The organism is Litoribacter ruber (assembly GCF_018449405.1).
Classification (GTDB): domain Bacteria; phylum Bacteroidota; class Bacteroidia; order Cytophagales; family Cyclobacteriaceae; genus Litoribacter; species Litoribacter ruber.
Window position 1 is genome coordinate 208194 of sequence record NZ_JAHCMY010000004.1, and the last position, 12949, is coordinate 221142.

11 protein-coding genes are annotated in these 12949 nt (G+C 43.5%); 6 read left to right on the forward strand and 5 right to left on the reverse strand.

Annotation, left to right across the window (positions count from 1 at the left end; all coding sequences use genetic code 11):
• The first annotated feature begins 416 nt into the window (after window positions 1-416).
• Together htpG and KI659_RS09670 are read left to right on the forward strand one after the other, a co-directional pair.
• Window positions 417-2300, forward strand: a complete 1884-nt coding sequence (gene htpG / locus KI659_RS09665) for a molecular chaperone HtpG (RefSeq protein ID WP_213945140.1) — start codon at window positions 417-419, stop codon at window positions 2298-2300.
• A gap of 102 nt (window positions 2301-2402) precedes the next feature.
• A complete protein-coding gene (locus tag KI659_RS09670) occupies window positions 2403-2606 on the forward strand; it encodes a hypothetical protein (RefSeq protein ID WP_213945141.1) in 204 nt (67 codons plus the stop codon).
• 103 nt (window positions 2607-2709) lie between these two features.
• Here the strand turns inward: KI659_RS09670 and KI659_RS09675 are convergent, their stop codons facing one another.
• On the reverse strand, window positions 2710-4374 hold the full coding sequence (locus KI659_RS09675) for an ABC1 kinase family protein (RefSeq protein WP_213945142.1): 1665 nt from the start codon (window positions 4372-4374) through the stop codon (window positions 2710-2712).
• A gap of 139 nt (window positions 4375-4513) precedes the next feature.
• Between KI659_RS09675 and KI659_RS09680 the strand changes: the two genes are divergently transcribed.
• Window positions 4514-4897, forward strand: a complete 384-nt coding sequence (locus KI659_RS09680) for a hypothetical protein (RefSeq protein ID WP_213945143.1) — start codon at window positions 4514-4516, stop codon at window positions 4895-4897.
• A gap of 112 nt (window positions 4898-5009) precedes the next feature.
• On the opposite strand, the gene KI659_RS09685 is transcribed toward KI659_RS09680, so the two are convergent.
• Window positions 5010-5573, reverse strand: coding sequence for a helix-turn-helix domain-containing protein (locus KI659_RS09685; RefSeq protein WP_213945144.1), 564 nt, complete (start codon window positions 5571-5573; stop codon window positions 5010-5012).
• Window positions 5574-5787: 214 nt separating this feature from the next.
• On the opposite strand from KI659_RS09685, the gene KI659_RS09690 reads away from it, so the two are divergent.
• Both KI659_RS09690 and KI659_RS09695 read left to right on the forward strand, forming a co-directional pair.
• Complete coding sequence (locus KI659_RS09690) at window positions 5788-7791, forward strand: alpha-ketoacid dehydrogenase subunit alpha/beta (RefSeq protein WP_213945145.1); 2004 nt, start codon at window positions 5788-5790, stop codon at window positions 7789-7791.
• Between the two features lie 90 nt (window positions 7792-7881).
• Complete coding sequence (locus KI659_RS09695) at window positions 7882-8574, forward strand: hypothetical protein (protein WP_213945146.1); 693 nt, start codon at window positions 7882-7884, stop codon at window positions 8572-8574.
• A gap of 39 nt (window positions 8575-8613) precedes the next feature.
• Here the strand turns inward: KI659_RS09695 and KI659_RS09700 are convergent, their stop codons facing one another.
• Both KI659_RS09700 and KI659_RS09705 read right to left on the reverse strand, forming a co-directional pair.
• Window positions 8614-8838 carry a lipoprotein gene (locus KI659_RS09700; protein WP_213945147.1) on the reverse strand — a complete coding sequence of 75 codons (225 nt, stop codon included), beginning with the start codon at window positions 8836-8838 and terminating at the stop codon, window positions 8614-8616.
• Window positions 8839-8903: 65 nt separating this feature from the next.
• Window positions 8904-10085 (reverse strand): hypothetical protein, encoded by a 1182-nt coding sequence (locus tag KI659_RS09705; protein WP_213945148.1) that lies wholly within the window; start codon window positions 10083-10085, stop codon window positions 8904-8906.
• 155 nt (window positions 10086-10240) lie between these two features.
• Here KI659_RS09705 and KI659_RS09710 point away from each other — a divergent pair, with 155 nt between their 5' ends.
• Window positions 10241-11317 (forward strand): cytochrome-c peroxidase, encoded by a 1077-nt coding sequence (locus KI659_RS09710; protein WP_246535349.1) that lies wholly within the window; start codon window positions 10241-10243, stop codon window positions 11315-11317.
• A 217-nt stretch (window positions 11318-11534) separates the two neighbouring features.
• On the opposite strand, the gene KI659_RS09715 is transcribed toward KI659_RS09710, so the two are convergent.
• Window positions 11535-12605, reverse strand: coding sequence for a BF3164 family lipoprotein (locus tag KI659_RS09715; RefSeq protein ID WP_213945149.1), 1071 nt, complete (start codon window positions 12603-12605; stop codon window positions 11535-11537).
• Window positions 12606-12949 lie beyond the last annotated feature (344 nt).

Consider the following 12949-nt stretch of genomic DNA (forward strand, 5'->3'; position numbering starts at 1 on the left):
CCACCTTAATCCTACAGAATAAAGTCAAATTGAACCTACTAAAACGGCCAAGGTGTACGATATACATAATTTCGAAAACGGGAAGCAAAACAATCTAATTCAGAATATAATTCTAATCATACAGGTATCAACAGCGCATCAAGAGCGTATCAACTACCATTATTTACGTAGGTGAACAGTAGATTATTTGTTTTTATATTTTGAATGATTAAATTGATAAATTAACCTCAACGCCATATTTTAGGTCTATCAGTCATTTCTCAACCCGGATTTAATACCAATCCATAAGAGCAACCTTTGATTTTTCTTCAAGGCACCACCCGCTGACAATTTGACATTAAAAATCAATTGGAACACCCCTTGATTAAATATGCTCATCAAACGTGTATTCATTTAAAACATAAATCATATCAATTATGCAGGAAAAAGGCACCATCTCGATCCATACCGAGAATATTTTCCCGATCATCAAGAAATTTTTATACTCAGACAATGAGATTTTCCTTCGGGAATTGGTATCCAATGCCGTGGATGCTACCCAAAAAATCAAGCGCTTAGCGACATTAGGTCAGTATAACGGCGATTTGGGTGACACAACTGTCGAGGTTAGCTTCGACAAGGACAAGAAGACCATCACCATCTCTGACAGAGGCCTTGGTATGACCGCCGAGGAGATCAAAAAGTACATCAACCAGATCGCTTTCTCCGGAGCGGCCGAATTTGTGGAGAAATTCAAAGATGCGAAGGATGCCAATGAGATCATTGGTAAGTTCGGTCTTGGTTTTTACTCTGCCTTCATGGTAGCCCATACCGTGGAAATCAACACCCTATCCTATCAGGATGGAGCTGAGGCAGCCAGATGGACCTGTGACGGAAGCACCGAATTTGAAATTAGCAAAGGCGACAGAAAAGAAAGAGGTACTGATATCATCCTCCACATCAATGAGGAATCTGAAGAGTTTTTGGACAAATGGAAGCTTCAGGGCATCTTGGACAAATACTGCAAATTCCTCCCTGTACCGATCAAGTTTGAAACCAAAACCGAGTCTGTAGAAGACGGCAAGGACGACAAAGGTGAAACCAAGTACAAGTCCGTAGAGGTAGACAACATTATCAACACCACTGACCCCATTTGGACCAAATCACCGAATGAACTGAAGGACGAGGATTACCTAGCTTTCTACAAGGAGCTTTATCCTATGAGTGAAGATCCTTTGTTCTGGATCCACCTCAATGTTGATTATCCTTTCAACCTTACTGGTGTACTTTATTTCCCAAAGGTGAAAAACGAATTTGAACTTCAGAAAAACAAGATCAAATTATTCAGCCGCCAGGTCTTCATCACCGATGAGGTAAAGGACATCGTTCCTGAATTCTTGATGTTGTTGCACGGTGTGATTGATTCTCCAGATATCCCGTTAAACGTGTCTAGAAGCTTCTTGCAGGCTGACAGCAATGTGAAGAAAATCAACAACTACATCACCAAGAAAGTGGCGGATAAGCTGGGTGAACTTTATAAGAAGGACCGCAAGGCTTACGAAGAGAAGTGGAATGATATCGGATTGTTCGTGAAGTACGGAATGATCTCCGAGGAGAAATTCTACGAAAAAGGTAAAGACTTCGCGTTGCTGAAAAACACCAAAGACGAATACTTCACTTTGGAGGAATACAAAGAAAAAGTGAAAGTGGCCCAAACCGATAAGGATGATAATGTCATCTTCCTTTACGCTACTGATGCTGAAAAGCAGGACACTTTCATACAGTCTGCCAACAAGAAAGATTATGATGTTTTGGTATTGGATTCACCAATCGACAGCCATTTCATCAACCAATTGGAGCAGAAACTTGAGAAGACTAACCTGAAGCGAGTGGATGCCGATGTGGCCGACAAGCTCATCAATAAGGACCAAAGCTTTAGCAACGTCCTGACCGAAGAACAGTCGACTAAGGTGAGGGGAATCTTCGAAAAAGCCATCAATAACCAAAACTTCACCGTAGAGGTAGAAGGCTTGAATCCTGAAGAGCTTCCTGTGACCATCACCATGGAAGAGTTCATGAGAAGAATGAAGGACATGGCGCAAACCGGCGGAGGAATGGGCTTCTACGGCTCACTTCCTGACCAATACAAAATTGCCGTGAACGGAAACCACAAAGTGGTGGACAAAATCCTGAATGCTGAAAACGAGGAGGCCCAGACCAAAATCGCCAAGCAGGCAGTAGACTTGGCTATGCTTTCGCAAGGCATGCTAAAAGGCAAGGACCTGACTGAATTTGTGAAGAGAAGCGTGGATTTGATTTAATCAAACGCTGATTAAAAATAAAACTAAGCCCCGCCGATTGGTGGGGCTTTTTTATTATGGCAAAACAACCACTCTAAGCAATTTATCGTTAAATTAGTCATCATGAAGATAGAGAAAATTGATAATGAAATTGTAATAAGGGTTTCGGATGAAACTGATCTTACGGGCTTGGAGAGGTTATTGGACTTTCTGAAACTAAGGGAAACCACCTCAAAAAGTAAAATAACCGCCGAGCAAATTGATGAGCTTAGCAAAGACATCAAAACAAGCTGGTGGGAAAAGAATAAAGCCAAATTCCTGAAGTGAAGGTAGTAGTTGATTCGAACATAATCATCAGCGCTATCTTGACTTCTACAGGGATTTCACCAAGATTTTTATTTTCTTGAAAGCCTCCCTCTGGGTCAGCCCTCTACTTATCAAAATGATCATGATGGATCAATATCTGATAGATCAAATAAAAGCCAATACAGGCTGCAGTCAGGAATAATATTATCGCCAGGCCGGGATAACCTAATATAGTCCAGTCTGTAGGTATCTGGATAAGCATGGCTGCCCCGATAATCATAGATGCGACAATTAGCCCAAGCGTGATCCTATTGGCCACTTTTTCAAAAGCATCCGTAAACCTTCTCTCATCTATCGCATCAATCTTCAGTTTAAGCTCATTGTCTGCAAGTTTCTGCGTTATTTTATCCAACCGCTGGGGAATGTTTTCCATCAGCCCTTTGGCATCCAATAGCATCTGGAAGAAATTACCAGGCCTCAGCTCCTTCCACATCATTTTCTGCATGAGGCTTTCTACATAGTCCCTCACCGTTTTCTGCAGGTCATAATCCGGTGTCAACACAGCTACGATCTGGTCCATATTCAGCAAAATCTTACCCAAAATATTCAGTTCAACGGGAATATGGATACCGGCTTGAGCCGCCACCCTGTTGATATGAATAAGCAGCCTGCCGGTTTGCATTTCGGTCGCTTTGGCATGCTCCCCTTCCTGTACCAGACGGAGAATATTTTTGCGGAAAGTGTGAATATCAGCTTCATGTTCATCAAATTCACTCATCTCTACCAAAAGATCCGCCACCTTATCCCCTTCATAATCGCTCAAGGCAATCATCAATCGCATGATTTTCTCTTTCAACTTATGGGAAAAGTGTGCTACCATGCCCAGGTCCATCAGGGCCAGGTGCTTGTCTTTGGTAATATGTATATTCCCCGGATGTGGGTCGGCATGAACAAATCCATCTACAATACATTGCTTTAGGTAAGCCTGCACCAAATCATCCACCATGGGTTTGTAATCGGTCTCGGTGCGGCTATAGCCAGAAACTTTCGTGACCTTTTTCCCCTCCACCAATTCCATAGTCAACACCTTGCTGCTACAAAATGACTTAATGGGCGCCGGCACAAATAGGTATTCAAATTCCTCCAGATTCTTTTTGAGAGTTTCAAGGTTTTGGGCCTCCGTAGTATAATCCAGCTCCTTTAAAAGTATATATCTTAACTCTTCTATCACTTCATCCACCGCATATTTTTTGGCCGAATCAGTATACTTGACGGCAAGTTTGGACATCTCAAACAGCGCATCCAAATCCTCCACAAAGCGTTTACGGATCCCAGGCCTTTGGATTTTTACCGCTACAGACTGACCCGAATGCAACACGGCCAAATGGACCTGACCTATGGAGGCACTGGCCATAGGCTCTTTGGTGAAATCCTTAAATGCTTTGGAAATACTCACGCCGAGTTCTTCGTGAAAAATACCTTCCACCTCCTGATAGGAGATTTCCTCCACATCATCCTGCAAATGGGCAAGCTCTTCCAGATATTCATCAGGCAACAGATCCGGCCTGGTGGAGAGCAGCTGCCCCAGCTTCACATAGGTAGGCCCCATTTTTTTGAGGTCTTCAGCAAACTCTTTGGGTTCTGAGGCTTCATGCTCCTTGTGCTCCTCCTCTACCTCTGAATCAACCACCGCCGAAGAGCTTTGTGCAAATACATCACTGTTCCAGTATTTGTATATAAATCCAAAAAACCGGACATACTTCTCGTAATTGTCTGGCAATAGTCCCATAATATGTAAGTGGTTAGTATAAAAAGCTTAAAATGTGAGCAATCCCCTATATATAAGCAATAGCCTTTCCAATTTTTGCGGAAATGCAAAAAATCTACCAAGACATACTCTTAAGCAGACACGTCTGGATTAAAAACCTATGAAGACCATTATCTTTTTAGCTTTATTGTACTCGGCAACTTCCTCGTTTGCCCAAGAAAAAAGCCTAACATTGGTGCTTTACCCAGAAATTGTAGAGGTAATTGAGCTGGACCAAAATTCCACCCTCAGCATGGCAACGCTCCAGACCTTCTGTGAACAAAAAGGTTACCAGCTTTTAATCGAAGATTTCAATATCTTTTTGGTAAAAGCCCATAAGCCCAATTTCCAGATCGAGCCCCACAAAAATGAATTGCCAGAGGTATTAAAAAGCTATATGGGCCAATCCGCCCAAATCAAAAATATCAACTACTACGGCTGGGAATACCTCCCCTCCACCTACAAAAGCCTATTGGGTCCCTCAAAAGTAAAAAAGCCACAGTAAGTCTTCCATAACCCGAATGGGGACACAGTCACGGAGTTTTTCTTCGCAAAGAATCAGGGAAGCCTTTGTGTAGACTTAGAGCCCTTCGTGACCCATTTCACATTTCACCCCCCTACACCTCATCGAGCCCCTTTCTCGACTTATGCTTCAGCTTTTTATATTCCGAAGGCGTCATGCCCGTCACTTTCTTAAACTGCGTGGAAAGGTGTTGCACACTGCTATAACCCAGCTCCCAAGCCATCTCGCTAAGAGTCAGTTCCTGGTAGAAAAGCAACTCCTTAACCTTTTCTATCTTGAGATTTATGAAATACTTTTCGATGGTCATCCCTTCCAGGCTACTAAACATGTTGCTTAGGCGGCTATAATCTTCTGCCAAGTCGCTCTTAATCATATCTGAAAGATTGAAGTCATCCTTTATCTTTTCATGCTGAAGCTTTTCCTGAAGCAGGATTTTGATCCGCTCGATTTTCTGCACATCCTTATCTTTCAGGATTTCAAAGCCCATTGACCTAAGCCTTCCTTCAAGTTCAAGCATTTTATCGGGGCTGAGGGGTTCATAAATCACAGCCTTGCCTAGTTCCACCCTTTCAAAACCAATATCCATCTTGGCCAAAATCTCCTCCACGGCCATCACGCAGCGTGGACAAACCATGTTTTTTACAAAAATTTCTGTCATAACCATTCAACAATGCCCTGCAAAATATAAGTTCTAAAATTCGGTCTTTTTTATTAAACCACCCTGCTGTCGGTTCTTTTTTCGGTTAAAAATCAAAATACAGAATTTTCAACCCATACCCAAAATCCAAGCCTATCACACCCAAATATCAACTGTTTGCTTTCAGGCAATTAAGGCTTAATTTGGCAGCGTCATTAACAAGCTAACACTACCCATGGATCAGAAAACATTATCGCCAGCGATTAATTTTGACCGAAAAGACTACTCCAATGAAACCCTCATACAGCTATACGAGTCCCTGCTCATGCCGAGAAGGATCGAAGAGAAAATGCTGATTCTTTTGCGCCAGGGCAAAATCTCCAAATGGTTTTCCGGATGGGGCCAAGAGGCCATCTCCATAGGCGCTGTCAATGCCTTAAAAGAGGAGGAGTACATTCTCCCCATGCATAGAAATCTGGGGATTTTCACGGGGCGCAATTTGCCGTTGGAAAAACTATTTGCCCAATTCCAGGGTAAAAAATCAGGCTATACCAAAGGCCGCGACCGTTCTTTCCATTTTGGCACCAACGAGCACCATATCGTGGGCATGATCTCCCACCTCGGTCCCCAGCTCGCTATTGCCGACGGGATTGCTTTGGCCAACAAGCTATCCGGTGAGCAGCAGGTTACCTTGGTTTTTACCGGGGACGGGGCGAGCTCTGAGGGAGATTTCCACGAAGGGCTAAATGTAGCGGCCGTGTGGCAATTACCGGTTATCTTCATGGTGGAGCACAATGGCTATGGTCTTTCCACTCCAAGTGAGGAGCAGTTTAGATTCAAGAATTTTGTGGACAAAGGTCCCGGCTACGGCATAGAGACCATCAAAATAGACGGCAACAACGTTCTGGAGGTCTATGACACCATCAAAAGGCTGGCAGAGGACATACGCCAAAATCCTAGGCCAATATTGGTAGAAGCCATGACATTCAGGATGCGTGGTCATGAGGAGGCTTCAGGCACCAAGTATGTTCCGCAACATCTATTTGACACCTGGGTGAAAAAAGACCCGGTAACCAATTACGAAAAATTCCTGATGGACAGCGGAATCCTAAACCAGGAGCAATGGGAATCCATCAATAAACGAATTAAAGCAGAGATCAATAAAGGATTGGAGATCGCTTTTGGCGAAGAAGCAGTGCAGGCCGATACTACGCAGGAGCTGGCCGATATGCACAAACCCTTTCAGCAGGAGGTTATTTTCCCCAAAACCCAAAAACAAACCGAAAGAAGATTTGTGGACGCCATCAGCGATGCACTCAGGCAAAGCATGGAAAAATACCCTAACCTGGTCCTAATGGGCCAGGATATCGGCGCTTACGGCGGGGTTTTTAAGATCAGCGATGGGTTTTTGGAAAAATTTGGCAATGGCAGGGTACGCAACACGCCACTCTGTGAAAGCGCCATCATCGGCACGGCCCTTGGGCTTTCCATCAAGGGCTACAAGGCTATGGTAGAAATGCAGTTTGCTGACTTTGTCACATGCGGATTCAATCAGATTGTCAATAATTTGGCTAAAAGCCATTACCGATGGGGGCAAAATGCCGATGTGGTGGTAAGAATGCCGACTGGAGCCGGAGTGGCTGCGGGACCTTTCCACAGCCAGTCCAATGAAGCTTGGTTTTTCCATACCCCGGGTTTGAAAATTGTTTACCCCTCAAACCCATACGATGCCAAAGGCTTGCTCAATGCAGCACTTGAGGATCCAAACCCTTATTTGTTTTTTGAACACAAAGCGCTCTACCGTTCCATTTCTGAAAGTATCCCAGAAGATTACTACACCATCGAAATCGGCAAAGCCAACCTTGTGTCCGAAGGAGATGAGGTAAGCATTATCACTTATGGCATGGGAGTCCATTGGGCTAAAAAAGCTGTGGATGAAAGTGGAATCAAGGCGGATATCCTGGACCTGAGGACACTTTTGCCCTGGGACAAAGCCGCAGTGGCGGAGACAGTCAAAAAGACCGGGAAAGCCATCATCCTTCACGAGGATTGTCTGACCGGAGGGATAGGCGCCGAGCTTTCGGCTTGGATCAGCGAGCATTGCTTTGAATCCCTGGATGCACCTGTGATGAGGGAGGGCAGTTTGGACACCGCGGTGCCTTTTGCCCCAAGCCTAGAGAAGAATTTCTTGCCCGAAAACAGATTTAAGGAAAAACTAAAATATCTAGCGGCTTATTAACGTTTTAGAAGCGGTTTTCACTGATTCCGCCTATTATACTTGGCATAGGAATTGGTGCGAGCTGCGAAGAAAACTAAACTGATTACTTTTATGAAAAAGCGAATTTTATCCCTTTCCCTTTTATCAGCCATGGCTGTTTCCCTCTTTTCTTGCAACAATAACGAGCAGGATCAATTGGTATCCAACGTGACTGTTAGCGCTCGTGCTATAGCCGTCAACGCGCCGGGACCAAACCAGCGTAACATCAATGGTGCTACCTTTGTGACCATGGATGTAGGTCTTCGTGATGTTGGGCTTTTGGAGCAGGGCGACCAGCCAAATGCTGCCAAAACCATCAGCAACGGACCTCACCACTTCCGTTTGATGAGAAATACAGCTCCTCAAACCGAGCAAATCGGATCTGCTCAGATAAGACATGGGGAATTTGACAGGTTGGCCGTAAGGTTGGACCGAAACCAGTCTTTCGGAGTGGATGGAAGTGATGGCACTTCTCTCTTTATTGTAGGAAGTGTAAATGACAGAGATCTTCACATATTCACTACTGCTGAGACCGTACTTAGTGTGGACGCTGATGGCGGTCCGTATTCAATTACTAGCGATGAGCAATTATATTTAAACGTGGATATGAACACCCTCTTCACCGGAATCAATTTTAACGATGCCACAGATGGTAACGGTGATGGAACAATTGAAATTGAGCCTGACAATGTAGATGGCAATGCTGCACTTTATCAGCAGATAATGGGTAACCTCCCTAGCGCAGTGTCGCTGACAAGAGAATAAAAAAAAAGGCCCTAACCGGCCTTTTTTTTATTTCTATACTTATGGCTCCACTTTTGGGAAGGGGTCTCCAACTTTATAGCTGTGACCATCTTCAAAATAATAAGTGTTGCCCACCCTGTCCCCAAAATTTCGGGTGACGACTTCGTAGTAGACGGTGACGGTTTTATCCGTAACTTCCTTGACCTCTCCTACCGGTCTGGTCATTATTTTATTGCCACATCCTGCCAGCAAAACGATGGACAGGATTGCCAATAGTTTTTTCATATTTTTAAGAAATAGTTGGTCGTCTCCTAAAAACCAAGTGAGCACCTAAACAGTTCACCATCAGATTAATCGAGCAGTCTGTATTTATAAAACACGTTGTAATCCCTTTCAAAATCCGTATTGGTGTTTCCATCAAAAAATAGGTGACCATCTTCCGTTGCTAAGTTAAATGTCCCCTGCTGTGGCAGCTGATCTATGCTACCGATCTGCTTTCCATCTTTAATCACCAAAATATAAGGTTTTACATACTTCTTGGCGGCTTCTTTATATTCATCCGACCTGAAATACATATCATCTTTAGCCACAAATTGCTGCATGATATCCGATGGGATTTTGGTAGAAAACATGACCAAAATGTATTCACCCATATGCCTTAAATCCGTGAAATTGGGATAATCAGACGTTCTTCTATCGCTATCACCGGATATTTCCGGTGCAGAAGCAGGTCGATGTCTGTGCGTCAACTCTACGGTGCTTTTCAGAAGAGGAGAATCATCGCTATAATCATAAATAAATAGCTGGTTTCCGACCGAAGGCAAGATCGCGATTTCATTTCTACCACCATGATAGCTCACAAAGGGCAAGCTTTCACCCACATATTTATTCTCAGAACGGGCCGTCCAGTTCTCCGGATATGATTCCAGCATCTGGGTTTCCTGTGACTCCAGGTTATAGGCATATAAAGTATTTGCTTTTCCGTAAAAATCATTCCCCAACTTTTGATGGTTGATGTCCGCAGGGTTGTAGGCATTGACTTCTTCCCCGATCACCATAGGCCTGCCATCTTTTAGAAAAGGAGAAAAGGTAGTTCGGTGCTTATAAACGATCATCCGGTGGATATCCGAGGTAATCGTAGGTGTTTCAGCAATCTTATTGCCATTTAGGTCCAGTCTGTGGAACCTGAAATTAAAACCTTGGGCGACCACCTGCTTATCGCCCAAAAACCTATACCCCCAAGCACCCGAGGCCCCAATGCCATCGGGACCATCATTGAGCACATCGAGTTTTGTCATTTCCCCGGTTGGGGAAACCAGGAAGGGCTGCCGGGTTTTAGAGCCTTTCAAAAGAAATAGGTCCTTGCTAGGCAGATAATCATCCATCAGCAAAGGCTCCAAATAGTCTACTACCAAGGAATCTACAAGCTCAAGCCTCAATCCTTCCACACCCTGAACGGTCTCACTTTTTCCGCAGGAGTAAAATATGCTGCTACCTAGTAGCATCAAACCAAAACCAAATATTCTATACATAATCCCCATAACGTGGTTTTACTTGTCGCGTTGCCCATAGATTAAATAAATCAATGATAGAAACTATCTATAGAATTTCAATTAAATTATGATTTATATCACCCTTTAAAAATACCAGTTTTATTAGTTTTGCATCAGAATAAAACTAAAGTAAAATGACAAGAGGAATAATTATCGCGGGTTTTACCGCGGCTTTTTTAACATTTTTGGTATTTAGAATGGTTTCCGTGGATGAGACCCAAATTACTCCCCGCAAAACCACCCAAATAGCAAAAGAAGACATCCAACTCTGGGCTATCGCCAACAAAGCGCTTAAGGGACTTCCTTCCGTGGAAAGTGTGACCGCTTCCATTGATAATCTGGAGGAAAAATACGAATTGGGTAAAATGCTCTACTACGACCCCAGACTAAGTGTAAACGGCGAGCAAAGCTGTAACTCCTGCCATGACCTGAGCACATTTGGGGTAGATAACCTGTCGACTTCACCAGGTGCCATCAAAGGCAAAATGGGTGACAGAAATTCCCCAACCGTTTTGAACGCGGTGCTACACGACAGCCAGTTTTGGGATGGAAGGGCCAAAACCTTGGAGGAGCAGGCTAAAGGCCCTATCCTCAATCCTGTGGAAATGGCCATTCCCCATGAAGACCTGCTGATTGATAGACTGAAAGAAGTGGAAGACTACGTGAAGAGGTTTAGAAGCGCCTTCCCTGAAGAAAGCAATCCGATCACCTATGACAACGTGGCCAATGCCATTGCTGCCTTTGAAAGCACCTTGCTTACCCCATCCAGGTTTGATGACTTTATGGATAGAGATTTCACGGCCCTCAATGACCAGGAAAAAAGAGGCTTGACCGTATTTTTGGATGCCAATTGCCAAAGCTGTCACGATGGTGCAGCCCTAGGCGGCATGCAGTACAGAAAGTTTGGAGAGATCAACGACTTCTGGACCGTAAACAATAAAATCGGACGTGACAAGGGCATGGTCACCCTTACTGACAATCCTGGCGATCTTTATAAGTTCAAAGTCCCATCCCTGAGAAACATAGAAAAAACCTACCCATACTTCCACGACGGAAGCATCTGGGATCTGGAGACCTCCATCCACGTGATGGCCAAAAGCCAGCTCAACCTGGACATGAGCGACGAGGAAATTGAAGACCTGGTTGCTTTCCTAAAGACCCTCACCGGAGAAGTGCCTGAAAGGGCAATGACAGTGCCGGAGTTGCCGTAAGATTTCAATTGGGCACAATGGGCTCAAAGAGAATGAAGGACACGAAGGGAATATTAAAAGCCAAGGTTAGGAGCCTTGGCTTTTTTTTATGGGCACTTCGCCGTTGTCGCCGTTGTTCCAAGGCACAGCCTTGGAACCATGTAAATAAAGGCTGTGCCTCTCCTTATCACCCTTCAAGCTAAGAGGATTCGGCAGCCATTACTAAGAGTTCTCATCTTCAAAACTTAAATTCCACAATATCTTGATTTTCTTCTGAAGACAAACCATAGAGAATTTGATTTTCTTCGTCTACGGTGAGATGCTTAATTGGTGTATCTAATTCAAACTGTCTCATCATATTTCCATTATAATCAAACACAAACACGGTACGGCTTTCCACCAATCCAGTTGATATAATTTTTGAAACTTTTTCTCCGCTATATAACATATAGATATTATCTTCTCCCAAGAAAGAGTCTTGATAGGTTCTTACAGCTTCAGGGTCATTCATATAGTAATATGGATCATCAGCAGATCTATATTCTACTGTATATTCTGGAACCTCAAAATAAGGACCCTCTACCACCAATATTTCTTTAGTTGCGTAATCTAGGACCTCAAAATGATCCCGATCCATGGAGAAAAAGCCAAACTTGCTTTTACTTTGATTTGATGTGAAATGCATAGCAAAAGCAGCTTTTGCAACATTTAGCGGTGGATCGCCAGGGAGCATTTCTTTCCAACTCCCATAACCGTCTAAGACTTCCCCCTCTTTACTATATTCAACAAATTTCTCTTCACCTGACACACGAATTCCCATAAGTGTAGTATCAGTCAGCCATGTAATATCTGTAGCCATAATAAATTCAGGATTTCTTTGCTTTAATTGTTTGCCTGCAAGTTTAGCAGTACTGTCTTCCAACGTGAATTCAGAAAAAACCTTGTCAAAATTATATGCCCAAAATTTTCCGGGGGAGGAGCTGTAATCGAACGTCCAAATATAGGAGATCTCGCCTGGACCATATCCTTCTACTCCCAGCCCATAAGCCCATTTTCTATTCTTCACATCAATTACATGAAGGGGTGGTGACATGGCTTTGTCTGAAACAATAATATGCCCATCGACCAAGAAGGGCTTTCTGGTACTATAAAATTTTTCGATCCCAAATGGGACTCCTGTTAAACGCTCCTTCTCCGGAAGATCACCCTCTACACGGACCCAAGTTTCTCCCTCTCGATGTTCGGAGTATTTATCAGATGTACATTGACATAATATTAAAACAATAAACAGTAATGAAATCCTTAACATTTTTTTTTAATTAATAGAATTTAAAATAACGGAGGAGAAATTTTTCGCCAACATTCCGCACAAAGGGGTAAATAGATGACAGAACAATAGCCAAATAATCCCACACTTATTATCCCTAGAGATATAGTCATGAATCCGGTTTAGCAAGCTTCTTAGTTATCCGTTGTTCCAAGGCTGTGCCTTGGAACCATGAAATTAGAGGCAGTTGTGCCAAGTCTTCAGACTTGGCACCCTGAGTTGGGAGTCTCCTGACTCCCCTACTCTCAAATCCCTATTCAATACACACTAATCTTCACCAAACCCTTCACCCAGGCATAATCCCTTGCCGAAGTGATTATGGATTT